The sequence below is a fragment of the Legionella anisa genome (genome assembly GCF_001467525.1).
In the GTDB taxonomy this organism is placed as follows: Bacteria; Pseudomonadota; Gammaproteobacteria; order Legionellales; family Legionellaceae; genus Legionella; species Legionella anisa.
Genome location: NZ_LNXS01000022.1, coordinates 284,823 through 308,537, shown reverse-complemented (window position 1 = coordinate 308,537; position 23,715 = coordinate 284,823). Strand labels below are relative to the sequence as shown.

Genomic DNA, 23,715 nt, shown 5'->3' with positions numbered 1-23,715 from the left:
CGGTGCCGCGGACCCCCGGAATCGTTAAGAATTAATCCCCGGGTTTTGCTGTGCTACACCCAGGCTACGAATATAAGTTTTATAATCATTACTTAAGAGGAATATTTTGAGCCAATTTGTATTATATTCATTAGACTATCATGATTCGCTGCATGAGTATTACCAAAAATTAGTTCATTTGCCAGGTTTTGTTCTTTTAGAAAGTACCGATCGCGCTTATGGACGTTATGACATTATTAGTGCCTACCCTTATGATTTTATCCAAATCAATCAAAATGCTGAGGATTTACCGGGTTTATTAAAAAAAATAAGCCAACTCTTATCGCCAATACCTTCTGTGGCGGATCTTCCTTTTCAAGGCGGCGCTCTGGGTTATATTTCTTATGATCTTGGAGCAAAGTTATTAGGAATAGATTCCTGCATCCAACCAACATTAGAAAATATGCCTTTATTAGATCTTGGTTTGTATGATTGGGCAATTATTGTAGACCATCATGATAAAACTGTAACCGTATTTGCGGCAAATACACATCAATCAACTACTAAAATAGTTGATGAAGTATTGGCGCTGTGGAATAACCCTACTAAACAACAGCACAATGCGGCCATTAAAGGTGATTTTACTCCTTTGATGAGCAAACAAAATTACATCAAAGCATTTTCTTCTGTTTATCAATTTTTAAAAGAAGGAAGAAGTTATCAGGTCAATCTGACTCAGCCATTTCACGTTGCTTATGAAGGAGACAGTTGGACTTTTTATAAAAAAATTTGTTTGAAAAACCCTGTTCCTTTTGCTGCTTTTCTACGAACAGCGCATGCGGATATTTTAAGTTTCTCCCCTGAACGTTTTCTTTTCCATGAAGAGGGTAAATTAGTAACATCTCCTATTAAAGGGACAATAGGCCGCTCTACTAGTCATATGGAAGATGAAGAATTAAAAAATAAATTGACATCATGTGAAAAAAATCGAGCTGAGAATGTCATGATAGTTGATTTGTTAAGAAACGACTTAGGTAAAATTGCTCAACCAGGTTCAGTACACGTAACGAGTTTATGTGAGGTGCAAAGCTATAATTCAGTACATCATTTAGTAAGTACAATTGAAGCCCAATGTCTTGCTACAGTTCCACCATTTGATGCATTTTTATCGTGTTTCCCTGGTGGTTCTATTACAGGAGCGCCGAAAATTGAGTCTATGCGAATTATTCATGAACAGGAATCTTATGCACGAGGCATTTACTGTGGCTCTATAGGTTATTTTTCCCGACATGGGCGTTTTGATACGAACATTGCTATTCGTACGGTTACAGCTAAAGAGAATATGTTGCATTTAGCTGCTGGTGGTGGAATAGTTATTGACTCAAACTGGGAAGATGAATATCGTGAATGTTTTATCAAAATAGCAGCGGTTATTAATGGACTTAAATGAAATTAAAGGGAAAAAGCTGGCACATTCTGGTGTGGTTGTCTTGTATGAGCAATTATCTGATTCATTAATTCTGACACAACGTAGCGATAAACTGAGAGCACATCCGGGAGAAATCTGTTTCCCAGGAGGTATTTGGGAAGAGGGGGATGAAAACTATTATGCTACTGCATTGAGAGAGTTGTATGAGGAGTTAGGTATTACCCCAGACCGTATCACTTTGATAAAAGAATTAAATACTCAAAAAACCCTTTTAGGGAAGATTATTCATCCTTGGTTTGCACGTATCGAAACGGTTCATCCTTACCAATTAAATGCTCAAGAAGTAACTCGTTTAATATCGATTCCAATGGCATTAGTTCAAGATGTCCAAAATTACAAAGATTTTATAATTGAACGGAATGGTCGTCGTTATGTTACTTGTGAATTCACTGCAAATAAAGATTGGGTATGGGGTGCGACTGCTCGCATAATGAAACAATTGGTAAAATAATTGTATTAGATCACCTTCTACCAAGAAAAGGTTGTGTTTTACGCATTTGCTTCGTATAGTGTAGCCTGGGTGCAGCGCAGCAGAACCCGGGTTTCGCTGCGCTGCACCCAGGCTACATATTTTATATAGCAACAGTTGGTTTTTTCTCCGAGAGGCTTGGTGATGCAGCATGAGAATCTTTAAGTGCTCGACGAAGAATTTTTCCCACATTTGTTTTAGGAAGCTCGTTGTAAAATTCAACCAGCCTGGGAACTTTATAAGCAGTCAGGTGTTCTCGACAATAAGCAATCACTTGTTCTTCGGTTAGATCAGGATCTTTTTTTACAATGCATGCTTTAACGCGCTCACCCGATTCCTTATCAAAGACACCAACAACTCCTACTTCCAAAACGCCAGGATGCATAGCAATTACTTGTTCTACTTCATTTGGATAAACGTTAAATCCTGAGACAAGTAACATGTCTTTTTTTCGATCGACTAGGTAAATAAAACCTTCTTCATCCATTTTACCAATGTCTCCGGTTTTTAAATAACCATTCTTAGTGAACACTAAAGCGGTTTCATCAGGTCGCTTCCAATATCCTGGGGTTACTTGTGGTCCCTTAATGCAAATTTCCCCGCTTGTACCTATTGATACTTCATGTTCCTCGTCATCAAGAATAATGACATCTGTAGAGGGGATAGGTACTCCTATACTTCCATTATATTCAGTCAGATTCATAGGATTCATAATGGCAGCAGGACTGGTTTCAGTTAATCCATATGCTTCTAATACAGGTGTTTTGGTGACTTCACGCCATTTAAGCGCCACACTTTTTTGCAATGCCATACCTCCTGCAAGCGAAATTTTTAGGTTGCTAAAATCAACTTCTTTAAATTTAGGCTGGTTTAGTAAACCATTAAACAAGGTATTAACACCCGTAATTGCTGTAAAACGCACTTTTTTAATTTCTTTAACAAAGTGCTTCATGTCACGGGGATTTGTGATCAGGACATTTTGTGCTCCTTGTTTTAAAAAGGTCAAACAATTCGCAGTAAGAGAGAAAATATGATAAAGAGGTATCGCTGTAATAATCGTTTCATCACCATTTAACCCTACTACGGGTTTAATCCACGCTTCAGCTTGCAGCACATTGGAGATCATATTGCTATGAGTTAAAATAGCCCCTTTTGCTACACCTGTTGTACCACCGGTATATTGCAAGAATGCGATATCGTCATGACCTAACGCTACATGATGTAACGTCGATTGTTTTCCTTCAAGCAAAGTATAATTAAATGTCACTGCATGAGGGATATTAAAAGAAGGTACCATTTTTTTAATATATTTAATTATCGAATTGATAATGATTCGTTTCGGAGTTGGAAATAGATCTGCTATTTCAGTCACAATAACATGTTTTAATGTAGGAATGGAGCTTAAAGCTTTTTCTACAGTTTTTGCAAAATTAGCAAGTACAATAATTGCTTCAGCACCTGAGTCATTCATTTGATGAATTAGCTCGTCTGTGGTGTAGAGTGGATTTGTATTAACAACAATATAACCTGCACGCAAGATACCGAATAAGGCTACTGGGTATTGAAGAACATTGGGAAGCATGATCGCTACCCGAGCCCCTTTCTCCAGTTTGAGCTGTTGAAGATACGCAGCAAAATCTCGGCTTAGCTCGTTTAGTTCACCAAAAGTTATACCAGTACCTAAATTGGTATATGCGGTTTTTTTAGCATAACGCGAGCAGGATTCTTTAAACAAATCTACGAGGGAAGAATACTGACTTGCGTCAATTTCATGTGGGACTCCTTTCTGATATTGTTCAAACCACCGTTTATCCACCTTAATATCCTTCTGTTATTGGTTCTCACATGTTAGTATAAACAAAAATATCGGTTATGGATATGATACTCATGGGTGAAAATACAACGCAAACTCAAGCATTTAAGTTAAAAGGTCGTCTTTATACATTTACTGTGTTACATGTATTAAATACGAACGCTGATGTTTTTTCGCAACAACTTGATGATACTATTGCCAAAGCTCCTAAATTATTTGAGCATACTCCTGTTGTTTTTGACCTGTCTTCCGTACAACAATTAGAATTTGATTTGCAGTCTTTACTCCAGAGTGCGCGTGCGCATGGTATGATTCCTGTTGCTATTCAAGGAGGAAGCGCATTACATAATACTTTGGCACAATGTCATGATTTGGCAGTATTGCATGCATCTTCAACACAAGATAAACCCATAATTGAGCAACCCATCGAAAACAGTCATTACGAATCAACAAAATCAACAACAAAATTAATTACTACACCTGTACGTTCAGGACAACAAGTAGTGGCAAAAGGGGCCGATCTCGTGGTGACTTCCTCAGTAAGCCATGGCGCAGAATTACTGGCAGACGGTTGTATCCATGTATATGGCGCTTTAAGGGGCAGAGCATTGGCTGGAATTTCTGGAGATAAAGAGGCACGAATTTTTTGCCACTCCTTGGAGGCAGAATTGGTGTCAATTGCCGGATTTTATCGCTTAAGTGATGCGATCGAACCTTATAATGGTCCTTGTCAAATTTATTTAGTCGATGAACACATTCAAATAGAGCCCTTATGATAGACGTTGTTTTTATCTCTGATCTTCATTTGCATCCAGAAGATCAGGCCATTCAGGAACGCTTTAATCATTTTCTTGAATGGGCACGAGTTTCTGTTAAAAATATTTATATTCTGGGTGATTTTTTTCATGCGTGGGCAGGTGATGATGCAATCGATGATTGGAGCAGGGGCATTGCTCATCAGTTATTTTCTTTAAAAAGACAAGGAATTAACTTATTTTACATGCATGGTAATCGTGATTTCTTATTGGGAAAAACTTTTGCACGCCTGGCGGGATGGACCATTTTGTCTGAACCGACTGTAATCCAATTAGGTCCAGAAAAAATCTTGTTAGTGCATGGCGATCGGTATTGTACTAAAGATTTAGCGCATCAGCGGTTCCGTTTTTTAACCCGAAACAAAATATTTCCTATTCTATTTTTGAGCTTACCATTAAAATATCGTGAGCGATTAGTGAACCAAGTGCGCTATCGAAGTCAGATGAATCACAGTAAAACGATGGAAGAAATGGATGTAGTTGCTGAAGAGGTCATTAAGCATATGGTACGCTATAAAGTAACCCATTTAATTCATGGTCATACCCATAAACCGGGTATAATTTTTTATCAAAGTAACTCACAAAAATTTAAACGCTATGTATTGAGCGATTGGGATGACAAACCCCAAGCATTGTGTTATCATAATACAAAAGGGCTCTATTTTGCTCATTTGTGATTTTTAGAGAGACTGGTTATGACTGACAAAGATATCAAAGTCAAAGAGGCGAATGATCTTTTAGTAGAAAAAGCAGAGCAACTGCGTAAAGAACAATTCATTAAAGATAAAGAAGACGATTTTAAGGCGAGACAAAGAGAAACTCAAAATAAATTCAGATCCTGGCTGGATGGAGTGAGAAAAAGCGATAAAATCATGGATGAGAGAACAGGTAAAGAAACAACTCTTTGGGAGCAAGTAAAGAAGTTAGCTGACGATGTAATTAATGCAGAACAAACCTCCATCAATGACTGGCGATCTAATATGATGTCCTTGTTGAATTTTTTTGCGAAACTTAATAAAGCAATCAATGTATCGTCAAATCAAGTTGCAGCTGAAGGATTAAATCTTATCAAGCAGGCCACTCATGAAATACCTATTGTCCGAGCGATAACTCACCCTGATGAATTTATGTATCAAAAAGTTAAGTCAGCCATACTTCATGCAGTTAAAGGCCCAGGTGAGTTTAATGTTGAGTCTTTCAAACAGAAAGTTACATTTGACGATGGAAAAGTTAAAGTCGCCCCTTTAACTTATGCAGATGATGGCATCCCTTTAAAAGGTGAAGATAAGGCAAATAAAGCATTTAACAAACTTGTTGAAATTTGGTTACTGGAAAATAAATATGCACCTAGTCCTCAAAAAGATGGTAGTTATGTTCATCTTGAGAATGGTACCGTATTGGATCAGGATGCATTTAATAGATTGAATGATCCTCAAGCAAATACAAATTTAGCGAAGTTTCTAGATGCTAATGCCAAATTTAAATTTGAGGAGCAAGTGGAAAATGAGCAGCAACCAGGATTAACTCCTGACTAATTTTTGTTAAATTTTACTGTTCTATAGATTGCGGTATTCCGCTATGAAAGCGAAATACCGTATCAGTTGCTAAAATAAAATCATTTTCCAAAGATAAAAACACCTTTAGACGTTGTTCTATATCCCCACCGTATAATTTTGCTAAACGCAGATAGTCCTCAAAGTGACGTGCTTCCGAACGAATTAAAGTAGCGTAAAACTTTACTAAGTCCTGATCCTCAAGATAGGGGATAATTGCATAAAAGCGCTCACAAGAACGGGCTTCAATAATGGCACCAATAATCAGTTGATCACATAAGCGTTGAAGGACATTCCTGCTGGTGACCTGCCTATGCATGTGCGTCGCATATCCTGATGGTTGTAAGGGACAAAATTGAATTTCTTTTTGCGTCATCAGGTTAATGACTTTTTCAAAATGAAGTAACTCCTCACGGGCTAAAGGCGACATCACCTCAACCAATTCCTTTTTTTCCGGATATTTGCTGATAAAATTAATAGCTGTTGCCGCTGCTTTACGCTCACAATGCGCATGATCAATTAATAATAAAGGAATATGCTCTGCAGCGAAATCCAACCATACTTGCGGTGTTTTTACTTGGAGGAAGTCATTTAATAATTGTAAATCAATATCTAATCGTTTTAACATCTGTGAAATACACTATACTTATCAAATAAATTGTCTTATATCATAGGACCTTTTTACAATTCTACCCTTTTTGGCCGTAAGGCCTAGCGAATTGTAAAACAGGCCCTATATTTTTAAAAATTTGAATTGGATGAAAAATGAACGGGGAAGAAATTGATAATGAATTAAGCCATTGGTTTTCAACTTATGGAGTAATAACGGCTGAGCGTATATTGGGCAGGTACAAAGTCAATCTGGCACAAAGCGAATTAGTGGAAGCAATTAAAAGTCCATTTAGTTTTTATCATCGAATGTTGCAGATTCCACTAAAAAGTGTACTTAATGGAATCATTTTGCAACAAGCCAATGACTATCATGTTTATGTGCAGAAATTATTTATTGATTATTTATTGTCCGGAGAAAATTCTAAAGGTGAAGAAGCGCAAGGTGCTTCAACACGTGAGGCTATAGAAAAAGAACGACAGCAATTAGTCGCATTAGGGGATGAATTTAATAATGTGCAGGGAGAACATGATCATTTGATTGCTTCCAGTCAGGCTGCTTTGATAAAAATAGCTCAAATATTTAATACGGAGTTGGAAAAAGCAATCAGCTCATTAAAAAAAGTGCTTAAGAGTTCTGGTTCTTCAGAGAAAAAAAGCAAAATTCGACAGGCAATTAATCATGCTTTGATTTATTGCAATATGGCCGAAGTCCAAAACAATAAATATCTTTTTATAGATAAAATGAACGAAGTTCTTAATGCATCACTATCGGAGGATTTAAAGGAGAAAACTATAACCATCTTGTCCGAAATCTTGCAAATGGATATGGATTTTGATGAGCAGATAAGTGATTTTGCCGCACAAACCGAAGAATTAAGTAGGTCGGCTAATTCGTACCGCAATTTATTTTATGAGACGATTCTGCGCGTAGTCGAATTGTTAAAATCATTACCTGAATACAAGATTGATCCGGAACAAGATGCTATTAATAGAGAGCCTTTATACTTTGATAAGAACATTGGGGCATTATGACTTCCATGTATGGGTAAATACATAGAGCATCAGAAATGATGTATGTACTTCGGTTTTACTTAGAGCATCGAGACTATAATTGATATAAAAATGAATTTATATTAGCCATATAGATTGCATTTCATGTATAATGTTGCACTTTAACTAAACCCCTATGGAGTGCATGATGGCAAAAGAAACAACGTTGTCAATTATTAAACCTGATGCAGTAGCTAAATCTGTTATTGGTCAAATCTATACTCGTTTTGAAAATGCGGGCCTAAACATAATCGCTGCAAAAATGATGCAACTTTCTCGTGAACAAGCAGAGAATTTTTATGACATACACCGTGCACGTCCTTTCTTCAAAGATTTAGTTGAGTTTATGATCTCTGGTCCAGTAATGATTCAGGCATTGCAAGGTGAAAATGCAGTAATGAAAAATAGAGAAATTATGGGTGCAACAAACCCGAAAGAAGCTGCAGCTGGAACCATACGTGCTGATTTTGCCGATAGTATTGATGCTAATGCAGTACATGGTTCAGACAGCCTTGAAAATGCAGTTCGTGAAATTGCCTTTTTCTTTGAACCACACGAAATTTGTGAGCGATAAGAATCAGTTTTGATATCTAATGACACGAGGATTTTGTAGCTAACGTAGCTTGGGTGCAGCGCAGCGAAACCCGGTAATGCTAGGCTTTAAAAAGAAAACCCTGGTTTCGCTGCGCTGCACCCAGGTTACGGTTTTTGCATTTTCACTACATTATTAACTCATGTCATTAAATTTGGAGCAAAAATGACAGAAAAAGTAAATCTGCTTGATTACAATTATCAACAAATGCGTGAACTTCTAAACAGCTGGGGAGAGCAACCTTACCGAGCTCAGCAGATAATACAATGGATTCATCAGGCCGGCTTTACCGATTTCACAAAAATGTCAAATCTTAGCAAAGTCTTAAGAGAAAAATTGACACAGCGCTCATGTATTAAGTTACCAGAAATTGTTGCGTGTCAAAAATCCAGTGATGGTACCCATAAATGGCTCTTGAAACTGGAATGTGGTAATTGCATCGAGACGGTATTTATTCCAGAAAGCAATCGCGGAACTTTGTGTGTTTCCTCGCAAGTGGGCTGTGCTTTGAATTGTTCCTTTTGCTCTACCGCAAAACAAGGTTTTAATCGTAATTTATCTACAGCAGAAATTATCGGCCAAGTTTGGTTGGCTGTTCGTGAATTATCACAACAAGAAGGAATTCATGACAAAAAAATAACAAATGTGGTCATGATGGGCATGGGAGAACCCTTGCTTAATTTTGATAATGTTGTATCAGCAATGAATATTATGATGGATGATTTTGCTTATGGATTATCGAAACGTCGTGTTACTTTAAGTACCTCAGGTGTTTTACCTGATCTGGAACGTTTAAGAGAAATTAGTCCTGTTGCTTTGGCTGTCTCGCTGCATGCACCGAATGATGAGTTAAGAAATGAACTTGTTCCTATAAATAAGAAATATCCGTTGGCTCAATTAATGGCTTTATGCAAAAACTATTTTAAGAATGAGCCGCGAAGAAAAGTAACTTTTGAATATGTAATGCTCAAAGGAGTTAATGATCAACCAGAGCATGCAAATCAATTGATAAAGCTGTTGCGAAATGTTCCAGCCAAAGTCAATTTAATCCCTTTTAATCCTTTTCCAATGACACAATATGAGCGCTCATCCCAGGAAACTATTGATGCATTTAGAGATAGGTTAATCGCTCGTGGCATTAATACGATTACGCGAAAAACGCGAGGTGACGATATTGATGCAGCATGCGGGCAATTAGCTGGAGAGGTTAAAGATAGAACAAGCCGTTCTCAAAAATGGCAAAAATTGCATTTTATACCTAAAAAAAACCAAGAGCAGCAAGCAGCAGAATAATGAAATATGCCTTTGGTTTAACAAGGTTATCAATTCGAGAACTACAATAAATTCATTATTTGTGACAAATTATTTTTAATTTATTTATAAGCGGTTATAATGCGCAATCATTTCTAACCTTAGTGTGAAAATACTGTGTTGAAAAAGGTTTATCTCTTGCTTGTTATGACTTGCCTGTTTTTGCAGGCATGTACACATGATGAAGAAAGTGAAAAACAAAATTTTAAAAAACCCGATCTCAGCAAGGCTGCATCATATAATGTTCAGTTAGGATTAGGGTATTTAAAACAGGGTGATAGGCCAAGAGCGAAAAAAAAGATCCTTACTGCATTGGAGCAAGAGCCTTCTTCACCTGATGTGAATTCGGCAATGGCTTATTATTTTGAACAAACTAAAGAATTAGATCAGGCAGAGAAATATTATTCAAAAGCCATATCACTGGCAAAAAATGGAGGCGCGCAGCTTAACAATTACGGTGCTTTTTTATGTCGAAAAGGTGATTATAAAAGAGCTGAAACTTATTTTTTAAAAGCAGTGAATGATTTAAAGTATTTGAATACTGCTGCAGCCTATGAAAATGCAGGACTTTGTGCTTTATCAACCCCTAATAATGATAAGGCTAAGCTGTATTTCGCAAAAGCATTAAATCAGGATCCTTCACGAAAAGTGTCCTTTTATGAATTACTAAAACTTGAAATTAAAGCCAATCGTGATGCAGAGGCATTTGCTTTAGTACAAAAGCATTCTGATTTAATTTTGAATGATAGGGTATTATTATCTTTAGCCAAAGAGGTTTCTGATAAAGTTGGGCAACACGCTTTAGCTGCAGAATATGAACAAAGCATGAATAATTTGAATTCCAATATCGATAATAGTGGAGTAAATAATGACTATAACAACCACCACACTGGATGAGAATATAGTAGAGCATGATAAGAATCCAGGCGAGCAACTTGCCAGTATACGCGAACAAAAAGGGTACACAGTTGAGTATGTTGCCAATAAATTACATTTAAGGGCTCGTATTATTGAATTAATTGAAAATAATGAATTTCATTTGTTACCTGAGCCTGTTTTTGTTAAAGGATATTTACGTGCGTATGCTAAATTGCTCGGAACTTCTCCAGAGCCTTATCTGGCAATATTTAATGCTCAGTTTGTTGTCGAGAAAAAATCTGATCGAGCCCTCTTATGGCAGCAAAGTAAACGTGAATCACATAAAGCGGAACATATTATTCGTTGGTTTACGATTTTATTTGCCTTAGGTGTGATTGTGGCTGTAGGAATTTGGTGGCAAAAAAACAGAGATACACAACAGATATTTCCGACAAAGACGACTCCTGTGGATTTATCATTAAATCAAACGTCAACAATTGAAACTAAAGAACTTAAACTCACTGACATATCAAAAATGCATTCTATGTTAAACCCAAAACCGGAAATGTCTCCTATGGAGAAGATAGGTGACTGAGCGAATTCAAGCAATACGTGGAATGAATGATATTTTGCCTGAGACCATGGTATTTTGGCGTTCCATTGAACGGATTTTTGTGAACGTATTGTCCAGTTATGGTTATCAGGAAATACGTTTTCCGCTTATTGAAAGTACCCAGCTATTTAAGCGAACTATAGGTGAAGTAACTGATATAGTCGAAAAAGAAATGTATACTTTTAATGACTTAAACGGGGATAGTATTACCTTAAGGCCCGAGGGAACAGCTGGTTGTGTTCGTGCTTGCCTGCAAAATGGGCTTTTGCATAATCAGCAACAAAAATTGTGGTATATGGGACCAATGTTTCGCCATGAAAGACCACAGAAAGGACGATATAGACAGTTCAATCAATTAGGTGTTGAAGCGTTTGGTATGCCTGGCGCGATGGTTGAGTTGGAATTGATTTCCATATGTCGTAAGTTTTGGGAACAATTAGGATTTGCAGATTTTGTTCAATTACAAGTGAATACTTTAGGTGAGCTAACCGAGCGCCAGCAATATAAAGAAACTCTCGTTGAGTATTTGACCAAGCATGAAAGTCAGTTGGATGAAGACAGCAAACGCAGGTTAACCCGAAATCCATTGCGAATTTTGGACAGTAAAAACCCGGAAATGCAACAGTTATTGGCTAATGCACCTAAACTGATTGATGTTCTTGGTGAAAAAAGTCGTGCACATTTTCAGTCTTTTTGTGATGGCTTAGATGCATTAAAGATACCTTACGTAATTAATCCTGTTTTGGTGCGAGGTCTAGATTATTACGGACATACAGTGTTCGAATGGGTTACAGATAAATTAGGAAGCCAATCTACAGTATGTGCCGGGGGACGATACGATATATTAATCGAACAACTAGGTGGCAACCCAACTCCTGCAGTAGGTTTTGCATTAGGTATCGAAAGAATATACCTGCTTATGGAAACCTTAAGTCTTCTGCAGCAAGAGAGTAAAAAGAACGCCTTATATCTTATTGCGACAAATGATCAGGCTGTGGTAAGGGGGCTTGTGATTTCCGAATGGATACGTAAGGCTTATCCAAAGATAGAAGTGTCAGTGAATACTGCGGGTGGCAGCTTTAAAAGCCAATTCAAAAAAGCAGATAAAAGCGGTGCACGTTTGGCATTAATTTTAGGCGAAGATGAATTGGTAAAAGAACAAATTAGTATCAAAGATTTACGTAATGAGGCTGAACAAATTACAGTGGATCAAAATATGATTAATCAGGTCTTGAAAGATTATTTAGAGTGAGTGCGGGAGAATGTTATGTCAGTGTATATGACTGAAGAGGAACAACTAGAATCGATAAAGAAATGGTGGAAACAATACGGTAATCTTATCACCGTAGTATTATCGCTTATACTCTTAGGCATTGCCGGCTATCGATATTTACATTGGCATCAAGCAAAAATTACTCAACAAGCTTCTGTTGCTTATGAGCAAATGATGGTTGCTCTTTCCAATCAAAATATCAAAGGGGTTAGAGCTTATGCGAATGAATTGATTCATCAGCATAGTAGTACAGTTTATGCTGATGCTGCGCATCTGACACTTGCAAAAATTTATGTATCAAAAAATAAACTGGATAACGCTGCAAATGAACTGAAAGCGGTTACTACAAATAGTAAAATGCCGGCTTTAAAGCAAATTGCTAAAATTCGTATGGCGCGTATCTTTGCAGCAGAAAAGTCTTATACAAATGCTCTTAAAGAATTAAGCAGTATTGATGATAAAACTTATTTGCCAGTTATTAATGAGCTAAAAGGCGATATTTATGGAGCTACAGGCCAATATCAGGAGGCTATAAGCTCCTATAAACTGGCTTTAGATGAAGTAAAAAATAATGGAATGGGTAATTTATTTTTAGAAATGAAAACTAATGAGATAGCAAGTAAATCGCACTCAATGATTTCTGGAGATAAGAAAGTAAAATCTGCGTAACTACTATTATTAGCCATATTGGTGGACATAATAGATGATTTTTTATTGATATATTTTGTAAAAATTGAGGTTTAATTTTCATGAAAATGAAATTATTTATTTTAATTCTCTGTGCTTTGGTTCAAGGATGTTCAAAACTTGATGATTATATGTTGGGTAAAGACAACACGCCCAAACCTAAAGAGCTCAAATTAATAAAGGATAAAATTAAAGTTGAGCAAAACTGGTCAGTGGCTGCTGGTAAGTCCTCTAAAAATAAAGAATATTTAAGGCTGAAACCAGTGGTTAACAGTGGGGTTATTTATACCGCTGATGCCAGTGGATTAGTTCGTGCTATTAATAAGCGTAATGGCGAGGTGAAATGGACTACGGCATTGAAACATGGCTTAGTTAGTGGCCCTGCTGTAGCCAGTGGATATATCGTTGTGGGTACCAATAACTCGTCATTAGTTGTATTAAATAAAAGCAACGGTACTAAATTATGGCAAAAAAAGGTTACCGGTGAAATTTTATCGCCACCAGCTATTTTAGGTGGAAAAGTTATCGTGAAGACGATTGACGGCAAAGTTTATGCATTTAATGCAGCAGATGGCAAGCAAATATGGATGGCAGAGCATGGTTCACCCAGCTTAATCTTGAAGGCAAGCTCATCACCCATAGCCATGGGAAATTTGGTGTTGATTGGTTTTTCTGATGGAAAACTAGATGCATTGGATGGAAAAACAGGCCGTGTGATGTGGCAGCGCAGCATTGCTTACGCATCAGGCCCAAGTGATGTGGAGCGTTTGGTTGATATTGATGCAGATCCCATTGTAGAAAATAATGTAGTTTATCTCGCTAGCTATCAAGGTTATATAGGCGCACTGTCTTTGTCAGATGGACAATTTATTTGGAGAAAACCAGGTTCCGTATATAAAAATATGGTCTTGAGCGGTAATACCTTGTATGTAACAGACAGTCATGATGTCATTTGGTCCATTGATAAACGCAATGGTCAAGTTAATTGGAAGCAGACTGGTTTAAAAGCAAGAGTATTAACCGAACCGGCGTTAGTTAAAAATGATTTAGTAGTTGGTGATAAAACCGGTTATCTACATTTTATTGATGCTCAAACGGGTGAAATTATAGCTCGCTCGAAGGTTTCTGCGGGAGTCAGTATTTCTCCTAGCGTAGTTGGAAGAAAGTTATTTGTGTTAACAGACAACGGAATGCTTAATCAATTATCTGTGAGTTAATAAATGATCCCTGTGATTGCACTTGTTGGACGTCCTAATGTTGGTAAGTCTACTTTATTTAATCGACTTACCAAGACTCAAGACGCCCTTGTTGCTGACTTTCCTGGTTTAACTCGTGACAGGCAGTATGGACAGGCTCAACATGATAATAAACACTATATCGTTGTTGATACTGGTGGTATAGGCGTTGATGATATTGCTGTTGATAATTTAATGTCCAAACAATCGGAGATAGCGCTTAATGAGTCTGATATTGTGCTTTTTTTGGTTGATGGACGAGCTGGCCTGACTGGAATTGATGAAAAAATTGCTAGCAATTTGCGTAAATTAAATAAGAAAGTCCACCTGGTGATCAATAAAACCGAAGGGTTGGATGATGATGTTGCTTGTGCTGATTTTCATGCTTTAGGAATTACTGATATTCACTCTATTTCTTCATCGCATGGCAGTGGTATTAGAAGCTTGCTTGATGATGTTTTATCACCATTTATAGCTCAAGTTGATACAGTTGAAGAAGATAATGTAATTAAAATTGCCTTTGCTGGCCGTCCTAATGTCGGAAAATCAACTTTAATTAATCGAATTTTGGGTGAGGAACGAGTTGTTGTTTATGATATGCCTGGCACAACCCGAGACAGTATTGCGATTCCTTTTCTTAGGGATGAACAGAACTATATTTTGATTGATACTGCGGGTGTACGTAGGAAATCCCGAGTTGATGAAAAAATTGAAAAATTTTCTGTGATCAAGACGCTCCAAGCCATTGAAGAATCCAATGTATGCTTGCAGGTTCTGGATGCTCGAGAGGGCATTACAGATCAGGATATGAATTTGCTTGGCTTCATTATCGAATCCGGTAAAGCCTTAGTTATTGCGGTGAATAAATGGGATGGTTTGGATGAAGAGCATAAGGAAAATGTAAAAAGCGAATTATCCAGAAGATTGCATTTTGCGAATTTTGCAAAAATTCGATTTATATCGGCTTTGCATGGCAGCGGTGTGGGGGGATTATTTAAAGATATAAATGAAGCTTATGCTTCAGCCGTTCAATCTTTTTCAACACCACGATTAACTCGTTTACTTCAAGATATCAGTACGAAACATACCCCTCCTTGTGTGAATGGACGCAGGATAAAATTGAGGTATGCCCATCTTGGTGGCCATAATCCGCCAGTAATCGTAATTCATGGAAATCAATTGGCGGATTTGCCCGATAGTTATAGGCGTTATCTTAGCAATGAATTTATTAAACATTTGGGATTAGTTGGCACTCCTTTAAAACTGGAGTTTAAAGGTGGAACAAATCCTTTCGCCAATAAAAAAGTTAAATTATCACAGCGACAAGTTAATAAAAAAAGAAGATTAATGAGTCATGTTAAAAAGAGATCAAAAAGAAAAAAATAAGTGCTATTTTGCGTTAAATTTAGCATGGTTATTTCTTAGCGGGGCCAGAATCTGAAGAGGGATTTTCTTTTTGAATTTGCTCAAACATTTTTCTCGTAGACGTTTTAAAGTGAAAAAAGCTGTTTCGTGGTGTATCAATAATTGCCGCATTTGCTTCTTGCTCAATGTATTGTTTAATATCATCCATTAAATCGTGTAAATTATGGTTGCCATCTGTTAATTTATCGTATTGTTGTTGATAAAGAGTCTTTAATAACTCAAATTTTTTATAACTTTCATCCATGCCCTTGCTTGAAGCAGACTTCGCTATTTTATCTAACCTTATATACATGCGGTTTAAAATTTCCCACTCCACCGCATTTTCAGATTTTTTCTGCACTGGAGGAGGTGGAGGGTATATAAATAATTTATCACTTATAATGCCTTGGCTTAAGTGCGCTTTAAATGGAAGCGATCTAAGAAAAAATGAAGATACATTAGGCAATGATTCTGCGTTCATCGTTGCTTGAGTTAGATGTTTTGCAGCTGTTCTGCAGTTGTTATCTAATGAAATTCCTTGTCTGATTTGTTCTGGATCATAGCTAGTACTTTCATCTAAATCGGATAGATCTAGATCTTCAATTCTATTTGTCTGTGAGTTTGCCATATGGCTTAACCAGGTAAAGCTTACTTCATCTTTCTCTGGTTGATCTCCGGTATTATTTAGCCAATTTGAAGGGACAGCGAAGGCTGCTGCATTGGCTTTATGAGATATTTTCATCTGCTTTAGGAATTGAATAAGACTTTTATATTGATTTTGTGAAATCGAAAAAGCTTGGATGTCAATAAGGCTTTGACTATTTTGTGGCATTCGTTCATTGGTTAAAAATGTTCCCATAAGTCCACCTCTGCGGCCAAGCATTCCAATTACAAATTGTTCTTGTGTTACAGAGTCTTTAACTCCTATTATCATATAGGAATGATTTTTATAGCCACATACTGCCATGAAAAATTCAGGTTTTTTGCAAGTGAAACTATTTTTATCGTATTTATATTCCATACATCTAAAATGCTGAAGCTTATATTTTTAATATTAGTTCATTATAACATCTATGTGATTAAAATTAAAATTGAGTGATTCATAATTTGGTAGGCGCATAAGCATTTTAGCCTGGGTTCAGCGGAGCAAACCCCGGGTTCTGCTGCGCTGCACCCAGGCTACACAATACGGAGCAATCGTGAATATAACCTTAGTAAGGCCTAGATCTGGTAGAAAGGATATATAAATTATGAGTCACTTATCTTTCCATTAGATAAGTGCACTTTAAATAGAAGCGCTCTGAAAAAAAAGAAATATTAGCAAGATAATTAAGGTATTAATAATTTTTTTTCACTTTGCACCGGCTCCAGCTTAGCGTCATATTGTTGTAGAGGTTTTTGCAATTGCTGTTTCAGTAATGCTAGATCCTCTGTTCTCGCTTTTTGTAAAGCAATCATAGCATCTCGAGCCGAGGATGAGCCAAAAAAATAGCCCCGGTTTGATGATTGTGTTTTTTTGCCCCATACCCGGTCCATTGCAAAGTTAACCCCTAATCCGGAATCTGAAAACCAATTTCTCAGATCTTCATCTTCCCAATTATAGAACTCAAGTGAGCGAGTAAACTTTTCTTTTTTAAACGTCGGTGTTGGATCAAGCGCCTCCTCAGGGTCACAATAATGTTGCGCCACATGGGCAGGGACTAACCTTTGTGCCTGGCCTACCTTCGTAGACCAACATTGATCCCGTTCAGCCCATTCTTGTTTATTAAAATTATTTAGATATTCGCTCAACGCTGTAATGATGGCAAAGTCATAGTGTTTCTCTCGATGAATTACTCCATTTAATTTATAAGTCACTCCTTGGGTTTCAATCTCATCGAATTGCTTATCCAGTGTTAATCGTATTTCTTCCCCATATTTATTGTGGGGCAAGCACTGAAGCATCATGGGTGCCATATAGCGAACATCCAAAGACCATAGGGTGTATTCCCATACGGTGGTGTTTCTAAAAATCCGCCCTGACTTATCGACGATCGTTACTCTAGCCAGAAGCAATTCAGGATGTTTTTGTAGTATTGATTCTGCCTTTTCTTGATCTCCTTCAGCAACAGATTGGGCTAAGCTAATGATTAATTGTTTGTGTTTCAATCGCTCTTGTTGGTAAGCGTTATAAAAGAAAGAGCAAGTCAAGACAAAGCTGTTGCTGTTTTTTATTCGTTTTTTATTTTCATCTACATGATTACCAATCGTTGCAATGAGCTCATTAGGGAGCAAGTTAAATAGAGTTTGATTCTCTTCTTTTTTGCTTTTCATAGGGTCTGATAATTAATTTTCCGATATACCCATTGTAAGATCTTTTTTTGTGCAGGAAAAATTGATTATTTGTATGATATATATACAAATTTCTTATATGCTTGATGTTGTTCTGTATTCCCTGGATTAAGGTATTAGTCCTAGACTTAAGACAATGAAAAGCATTGTAGCCTGGGTGCAGCGCAGCGAAACCCATGTTCCGCTGGCATTCTAAAGTAATTTAAATCCGTAATGTTACTACATCACATGGAGCATGATTGACTGCTGCATGGGCCGTACTTCCCAAAAATGCGTGCAAACCAGAAGAAGAATGACTGCCAATAATAATAAGCTGACAATTGAGTTCTTTCACTTTACTAAAAATATGTTCTTTAACTGAGCCTACCTCAACAAATTGTTGCTCACGTGGAATATTAAAATTTTCTCCTATTAAAGCGAGTACTGTCTGCGCATCGTCTTTAGCAGGGTTGGCTAATTCTGTAAAACCAAGTCCTTGGGCCAATTGAAAACTGGCAGGCAGTTCAATAACATGTAACAGGTATAATTTAGCGTCAAATTGTTTCGCAATCGCGATTGCTTTTTCTGTGAGATGATTATGTTCTTTAAGCAAATCCGTAGCAAATAAAATATTCTTATACATAGCAGCCTCACAATTGAGTTTATCATTCTAAATAATAGTCGATTCCTTGATATAAGTACCTATTTTACTTCATAAAATTTGAAATAATTTTGTTTGAACAATTGATGGCATTATATTAAATATTTTTTTTAGACAATGGTCGTTCACATAAACCAATTTGATAATTGGCAAAAGATTATGTAAGTAATCCCGGTGTTCGCTCTAGTTTATAATTGGGATTTATTTCAATTAGAGGAATTAAAACAAAATTTCTAGATTGTATATATGGGTGAGGTATTACCAATTTCTTAGAGTGAATGACTTGATCCGCATACAATAGAATATCAATATCAATAACTCTGGGCCCCCAGCGTTTTTTCCGAATACGCCCTTGTTTTTTTTCAATTTTCTGGCACGCGTTAAGTAATTCTAAGGGAGATAAAAGAGTAAAGAGCTCGATCACTGCATTGCAAAAGTCTTGTTGACCTTGTAATCCCCAAGCTTTGTTCCAATAAAAGGATGAAACTTTAGAAACAACAGTAGAGTGCAACGCTTTGATTGATTTAATTGCTTTTCGCAGTTGACGCTCAGGTACGTGTTGATTTGATCCCAACCCTAAATAACAAATATTCATTGTGAATCATCACTAGCTTGAATGCTTTTAGGCTTTTTACGACGGCGTTTTCGTTTCGGTAAGTCAGGGGCAAGCTGCGTTACCATGTTAGTTTGCTCTGCCTCATCTGCATCCTGAAATGCTGTCCACCATTGTGCAAGTTCCATCGATTCGTCACCTGCAAGAGCACGTAACGCCATAAAATCATAAGCTGCTCTAAAACGTGGGTGTTGTAAGAGGTTAAAGGCTCTGCCTCCAAGCCTCTTGACAAAACGATACTGCAACAACCAGATTTCACGAACAATTTGCGTATAGCGCTTAGGAATCGAAATTATTTTATTTTGCTCTGCAAGGACAAGTGACATCGCTTTTTCTATAGAAGGAAGGGGATCTATTCCCGTTTTTTGTAACTCCTTTGCACATTCAATCATAGGAAACCATAAAAGAACCGCAAATAAAAATGCTGGTGTTACTGGTTTTTCCTCATGAATACGAATATCTGTATTTTCAAGTGCGATTGTTAATAACGCATTTACAGGATAAGTGCTATTTAATAGGACATGAGTTTGAGGAAATAAATGTTGAAACAAGCCATATTGCATAAGCAATCCCTGCACTGCTATTGCATTACCACATTGGTATAGCTTAGTCATTTCATCGAATAAACGTGAGTTGGAAACATGAGTAATAAGATGACTAATCTCAGGAAAGGGTGCTTCAGTTTCTCGCGCAAGTTTGAAATTTAATTTTGCACTAAAGCGAATTGCACGCAGCATGCGTACAGGGTCTTCTTGATAACGCTTTATCGGATCACCAATCATACGAATGAGTTTTTCTTCAACATCGTTTACACCACCAGTAAAATCAATAATCGATGAATCGCTAATATTGTAGTACAGTGAGTTAATTGTGAAATCGCGCCTCCACGCATCTTCATCAAGGGACCCATAAGCATTATCCCGAACTAACATACCTCGTTCATTTGTTAGCTGACTTTCATCAATAGCCACATGACTTCTAAAGGTAGCAACTTCAATAATTTCGCGATGGAAGAGTATATGAACCAGCTTGAACCGACGGCCTATAATTCGTCCATTTCTAAATAAATTTTTAACTTGATTGGGTGTGGCATCTGTAGCTACATCAAAATCTTTGGGAGCTTTATGCAGCAACAAATCTCTGACACTACCACCAACAATATATGCCTGAAATCCAGCACCAATTAAGCGGTTAAGCACCTTGAGCGCATTGCTACTAATGTCCGCTTTAGATATGGAATGTTTATTCCTTGGGATTATATAAGCTGAAGCAACAGGTTGCACATGAGCTCTGTTTCTCTTTAGCAGCTTTTTGATAAATTTGATGATCTCTGTATCTCACAAGATTAATATAACGCGATATATTATATCGAAGCAAAAGAATAAAGTGAATCATTTGCCTTTATAAACATCGGTTTTCAATAAAGTTTATGCTGTAGATTTTGCAGAAAAATATAGGTAAATATCAGATTAAGAGTATATTATATAGTTTTTCAATTTCTGATATCAGAGGATTTGATGGATTTTATTGATGTTACAGCAGGCTTAATCGTTTTAATCATATTGGAAATTGTTTTGGGAATTGACAATCTGGTTATTTTATCTATTTTGTCTGAAAGATTACCTCCCAAACAGAGGAAAAAAGCAAGGCGCTGGGGGCTTACACTTTCCTGGGTTATGCGCTTGATTTTATTAGCCGTAGCAGTTGATCTCATCAAATTGACCAAGCCGTTACTTTCTGTGGCTCATATGTCGTTTTCTGCGCGTGATTTTTTTCTCATAGCTGGCGGTGCTTTTCTAATTTGGAAAGCAACGGAAGAAATTCATCAAGATGTGACTTCGGAGCCGGTATTAACGGGTGAAAAGACTGCTGCATTTAAAACAACCTTTAAGGCGGTTATTTTCCAAATTGCATTAATGGATATTATCTTTTCTTTAGATAGTGTCTTGACTGCAGTGGGATTAACGTCACACTTTTGGGTAATGGCTGTCGCGATTACATGCGCTATTCTCATTATGGTTTTTGCCAGTGAAGCAGTAAGTGCATTCATTAAAGAATATCCTACAATCAAAATGCTTGCGCTAAGTTACTTAATTCTAATTGGTATGGTACTCGTTGCTGATGGATTTGCTTTCCATATTCCACGGGGATATATTTATTTTGCTATGGGTTTTTCGTTGGGAGTAGAGGCTTTGAATTTGGTAAAACATGCCCGGAAAAAACGAAAGCAGCGTTCAGGAAATTAACAGTGTTGTATATTAAAGCATTTCATATTATTGCGATGGTTGCCTGGTTTGCCGGATTATTTTATTTACCTAGATTATTTGTTTATCATGCTGATACTCATGATGAGACAAGTCTTAATCGTTTTAAAATAATGGAAAAAAGACTTTATTATGGAATAACGTGGCCTGCTGCAATAGGGACAACTTTATTGGGATTATGGCTTCTCAGCTATAATCCATCTTATTACCTAAAAGCAGGATGGATGCATGCCAAATTGAGCCTTGTAGTTATTTTATGGATTTATCATGTGCTATGTGGGCATTATTTAAAGGCATTCGCCCAGGATAAAAATCAAAAAAGCACTCGTTTTTTTCGTATTTATAATGAATTGCCGACTTTGTTGTTGATAGGGATTGTGATCTTAATTGTGGTAAAGCCGTAAAAATTGTAGCCTGGGTGCAGCGCAGCGGAACCCGGGTCTTGTGACTTGATAAAACATCAGAAACCCGGGTTCCGCTGCGCTGCACCCAGCCTACGTATGTCTTATTCCATTTCAACCATATCAAAATCTTCTTTACCAGCACCGCAATCTGGGCAGAACCAGTTTTCTGGTACATCTTCCCATCGCGTACCAGGTTCAATTCCATCTTCAGGCCATCCTTCGGCTTCATCATAAATAAAACCACAGATGACACAAATATATTTTTTATATTCTTGCATAATAATACTCGTTTAAAAGGGCGTAATTTAGCTATTGTGGGCTTCGATGTAAAGATAAAGTGTTTTTTTTGCCAATTTTTAAGAATGACTGTAATATTATACAGCAAAATTATGGAGATTTTTTATGATTCGTTCAACTGATTTATTTCATCAAGCCCAAAAGCTTATCCCTGGAGGCGTTAATTCACCAGTACGAGCGTTTAAAGGTGTCGGCGGCGATCCTATTTTTTTTAAACAAGGTAAAGGTGCTTATCTTGTTGATGTAGATAATAATGAATATATCGATTATGTTGGATCTTGGGGACCATTAATCCTTGGACATTGCCATCCAGCTGTAATTGAAGCAGTGAGTAAAGTGCTTCATAGTGGTATGAGTTTTGGAGCACCTACTGAACTTGAAGTACAATTGGCTGAAAAAATTATCTCTTTAATTCCTTCGATTGAAAAAGTACGCATGGTGAATTCCGGTACTGAGGCAACAATGACTGCGATCAGACTGGCTCGCGGAGTAACCAAGAAAAATAAATTTATTAAATTTAATGGTTGCTATCATGGGCATAGCGACAGTTTATTGGTTAAAGCAGGATCTGGTCTCCTTACATTAGGTATTCCTTCAACTCCAGGAATTCCACAAAGTGTTACAGAGCATACCCTAACCGCGAATTTTAATGATCTAAAACAAACAGAACAATTATTTGAAAAGTTTCCTGATGATATTGCTGCAGTAATATTGGAGCCTGTAGCTGGAAACATGGGGTTTGTTTTACCTGAACCCGAATTCCTGAACGGATTGCGTCAATTATGTGATCAATACAACGCTTTATTGATTTTTGATGAGGTAATGACTGGATTTAGAGTGGGACTAACAGGGGCTCAAGGGGTCTTCGGAATTACTCCTGATATTACTACCCTTGGTAAAGTGATTGGTGGCGGCATGCCAGTAGGTGCGTTGGGCGGCAGAGCAGAGATCATGTCCTTTTTGGCTCCTGAGGGACCTGTATATCAAGCAGGCACACTATCTGGTAACCCATTAGCCATGGCTGCAGGTCTTGCAACTTTATCTGAAATTGAAAAGCCAGGATTTTTTGCCAAATTAAGTCAGACTACTCAAGCGTTAACTCTGGCATTGGCATCTGTCGCTGAAACACTAAATATCCCATTTTTTAGTGCTTCATTAGGGGGAATGTTTGGCTTTTGTTTTACAGAAAAAAAACATATCGCTGATTATGCGGACATTGCTGCGTCAGATGAGGTTTTATTTAAAAAGTTTTATCATGGAATGTTAGGAAAAGGTGTTTATTTTGCTCCTTCCATGTATGAAGCTGGATTTGTTTCCAGTGCACATGGAGAAAACGAAATTATTAAAACACAAATGGCTGCTGAGGAAGTTCTTACTCAATTAAGAAAATAATAGTTTCGAGGTGTTTGTAGC

Annotated in this window: 25 protein-coding genes; 17 read left to right on the top strand and 8 right to left on the bottom strand. The window is 37.2% G+C overall.

Translation table 11 applies throughout. The annotated features are described in order from the left end of the window. Positions 1-106 precede the first annotated feature (106 nt). Entirely contained in the window at positions 107-1,429 is a 1,323-nt protein-coding gene (pabB, locus tag Lani_RS08670) for an aminodeoxychorismate synthase component I (RefSeq protein WP_019232423.1), read from the top strand. Further along, positions 1,416-1,919, top strand: a complete 504-nt coding sequence (locus tag Lani_RS08665; RefSeq protein WP_019232422.1) for an NUDIX hydrolase — start codon at positions 1,416-1,418, stop codon at positions 1,917-1,919. The genes pabB and Lani_RS08665 overlap by 14 nt, the downstream gene beginning before the upstream one ends. A 121-nt stretch (positions 1,920-2,040) precedes the next feature. Here Lani_RS08665 and Lani_RS08660 read toward each other — a convergent pair whose 3' ends face one another. Further along, entirely contained in the window at positions 2,041-3,753 is a 1,713-nt protein-coding gene (locus Lani_RS08660) for an AMP-binding protein (RefSeq protein ID WP_019232421.1), read from the bottom strand. A 71-nt stretch (positions 3,754-3,824) separates the two neighbouring features. On the opposite strand from Lani_RS08660, the gene minC reads away from it, so the two are divergent. Genes minC through Lani_RS08645 form a run of 3 tightly spaced genes read left to right on the top strand, consistent with a single transcriptional unit; the run spans position 3,825 to position 6,100 of the window. Further along, the gene (gene minC, locus Lani_RS08655) at positions 3,825-4,526 is read left to right on the top strand and encodes a septum site-determining protein MinC (RefSeq protein WP_019232420.1); all 702 of its coding nucleotides are present in this window, start codon (positions 3,825-3,827) and stop codon (positions 4,524-4,526) included. After that, positions 4,523-5,242: a UDP-2,3-diacylglucosamine diphosphatase gene (locus Lani_RS08650; RefSeq protein WP_019232419.1), complete on the top strand. Its 720-nt coding sequence runs from the start codon at positions 4,523-4,525 to the stop codon at positions 5,240-5,242. The genes minC and Lani_RS08650 overlap by 4 nt, the downstream gene beginning before the upstream one ends. An 18-nt stretch (positions 5,243-5,260) precedes the next feature. Further along, positions 5,261-6,100 carry a hypothetical protein gene (locus Lani_RS08645; protein WP_019232418.1) on the top strand — a complete coding sequence of 280 codons (840 nt, stop codon included), beginning with the start codon at positions 5,261-5,263 and terminating at the stop codon, positions 6,098-6,100. Between the two features lie 13 nt (positions 6,101-6,113). Here the strand turns inward: Lani_RS08645 and Lani_RS08640 are convergent, their stop codons facing one another. Continuing rightward, the gene (locus Lani_RS08640; RefSeq protein ID WP_019232417.1) at positions 6,114-6,746 is read right to left on the bottom strand and encodes a MiaE family protein; all 633 of its coding nucleotides are present in this window, start codon (positions 6,744-6,746) and stop codon (positions 6,114-6,116) included. A 137-nt stretch (positions 6,747-6,883) separates the two neighbouring features. Between Lani_RS08640 and Lani_RS08635 the strand changes: the two genes are divergently transcribed. From Lani_RS08635 to der, 9 genes are all read left to right on the top strand, one after another. Then, on the top strand, positions 6,884-7,762 hold the full coding sequence (locus tag Lani_RS08635; protein ID WP_019232416.1) for a hypothetical protein: 879 nt from the start codon (positions 6,884-6,886) through the stop codon (positions 7,760-7,762). A 166-nt stretch (positions 7,763-7,928) separates the two neighbouring features. Then, complete coding sequence (gene ndk, locus Lani_RS08630; protein ID WP_019232415.1) at positions 7,929-8,354, top strand: nucleoside-diphosphate kinase; 426 nt, start codon at positions 7,929-7,931, stop codon at positions 8,352-8,354. Positions 8,355-8,537: 183 nt separating this feature from the next. After that, a complete protein-coding gene (gene rlmN / locus Lani_RS08625; RefSeq protein WP_019232414.1) occupies positions 8,538-9,665 on the top strand; it encodes a dual-specificity RNA methyltransferase RlmN in 1,128 nt (375 codons plus the stop codon). 135 nt (positions 9,666-9,800) lie between these two features. After that, positions 9,801-10,580, top strand: coding sequence for a type IV pilus biogenesis/stability protein PilW (pilW, locus tag Lani_RS08620; RefSeq protein ID WP_040522005.1), 780 nt, complete (start codon positions 9,801-9,803; stop codon positions 10,578-10,580). Next, positions 10,552-11,136: a helix-turn-helix domain-containing protein gene (locus tag Lani_RS08615; protein ID WP_019232412.1), complete on the top strand. Its 585-nt coding sequence runs from the start codon at positions 10,552-10,554 to the stop codon at positions 11,134-11,136. The genes pilW and Lani_RS08615 overlap by 29 nt, the downstream gene beginning before the upstream one ends. Next, entirely contained in the window at positions 11,129-12,406 is a 1,278-nt protein-coding gene (gene hisS, locus Lani_RS08610; RefSeq protein ID WP_019232411.1) for a histidine--tRNA ligase, read from the top strand. The genes Lani_RS08615 and hisS overlap by 8 nt, the downstream gene beginning before the upstream one ends. A gap of 15 nt (positions 12,407-12,421) precedes the next feature. Continuing rightward, on the top strand, positions 12,422-13,096 hold the full coding sequence (locus tag Lani_RS08605) for a YfgM family protein (protein WP_019232410.1): 675 nt from the start codon (positions 12,422-12,424) through the stop codon (positions 13,094-13,096). An 80-nt stretch (positions 13,097-13,176) separates the two neighbouring features. Next, positions 13,177-14,331, top strand: a complete 1,155-nt coding sequence (gene bamB / locus Lani_RS08600) for an outer membrane protein assembly factor BamB (protein ID WP_019232409.1) — start codon at positions 13,177-13,179, stop codon at positions 14,329-14,331. A gap of 3 nt (positions 14,332-14,334) precedes the next feature. Beyond that, positions 14,335-15,735 (top strand): ribosome biogenesis GTPase Der, encoded by a 1,401-nt coding sequence (der, locus tag Lani_RS08595; protein ID WP_058388506.1) that lies wholly within the window; start codon positions 14,335-14,337, stop codon positions 15,733-15,735. A 28-nt stretch (positions 15,736-15,763) separates the two neighbouring features. Here der and Lani_RS08590 read toward each other — a convergent pair whose 3' ends face one another. The 5 genes from Lani_RS08590 to pcnB all read right to left on the bottom strand — a co-directional run bounded on the left by Lani_RS08590 (position 15,764) and on the right by pcnB (position 20,644). Then, entirely contained in the window at positions 15,764-16,774 is a 1,011-nt protein-coding gene (locus Lani_RS08590; RefSeq protein WP_019232407.1) for a hypothetical protein, read from the bottom strand. Between the two features lie 308 nt (positions 16,775-17,082). Next, positions 17,083-18,066, bottom strand: a complete 984-nt coding sequence (locus Lani_RS08585) for a hypothetical protein (protein WP_019232406.1) — start codon at positions 18,064-18,066, stop codon at positions 17,083-17,085. Positions 18,067-18,286: 220 nt separating this feature from the next. Next, positions 18,287-18,706 carry a universal stress protein gene (locus Lani_RS08580; protein ID WP_019232405.1) on the bottom strand — a complete coding sequence of 140 codons (420 nt, stop codon included), beginning with the start codon at positions 18,704-18,706 and terminating at the stop codon, positions 18,287-18,289. 175 nt (positions 18,707-18,881) lie between these two features. After that, entirely contained in the window at positions 18,882-19,319 is a 438-nt protein-coding gene (gene folK / locus Lani_RS08575; protein ID WP_019232404.1) for a 2-amino-4-hydroxy-6-hydroxymethyldihydropteridine diphosphokinase, read from the bottom strand. Next, positions 19,316-20,644 (bottom strand): polynucleotide adenylyltransferase PcnB, encoded by a 1,329-nt coding sequence (pcnB, locus tag Lani_RS08570; protein WP_051045683.1) that lies wholly within the window; start codon positions 20,642-20,644, stop codon positions 19,316-19,318. The genes folK and pcnB overlap by 4 nt, the downstream gene beginning before the upstream one ends. Before the next feature lie 210 nt (positions 20,645-20,854). Between pcnB and Lani_RS08565 the strand changes: the two genes are divergently transcribed. Then, positions 20,855-21,583, top strand: a complete 729-nt coding sequence (locus tag Lani_RS08565; RefSeq protein WP_019232402.1) for a TerC family protein — start codon at positions 20,855-20,857, stop codon at positions 21,581-21,583. 2 nt (positions 21,584-21,585) lie between these two features. Continuing rightward, positions 21,586-22,005: a protoporphyrinogen oxidase HemJ gene (gene hemJ, locus Lani_RS08560; RefSeq protein WP_019232401.1), complete on the top strand. Its 420-nt coding sequence runs from the start codon at positions 21,586-21,588 to the stop codon at positions 22,003-22,005. A 101-nt stretch (positions 22,006-22,106) separates the two neighbouring features. Here hemJ and Lani_RS08555 read toward each other — a convergent pair whose 3' ends face one another. After that, on the bottom strand, positions 22,107-22,283 hold the full coding sequence (locus Lani_RS08555) for a rubredoxin (protein ID WP_019232400.1): 177 nt from the start codon (positions 22,281-22,283) through the stop codon (positions 22,107-22,109). Positions 22,284-22,407: 124 nt separating this feature from the next. Here Lani_RS08555 and hemL point away from each other — a divergent pair, with 124 nt between their 5' ends. Continuing rightward, a complete protein-coding gene (gene hemL / locus Lani_RS08550) occupies positions 22,408-23,694 on the top strand; it encodes a glutamate-1-semialdehyde 2,1-aminomutase (protein WP_019232399.1) in 1,287 nt (428 codons plus the stop codon). Positions 23,695-23,715 lie beyond the last annotated feature (21 nt).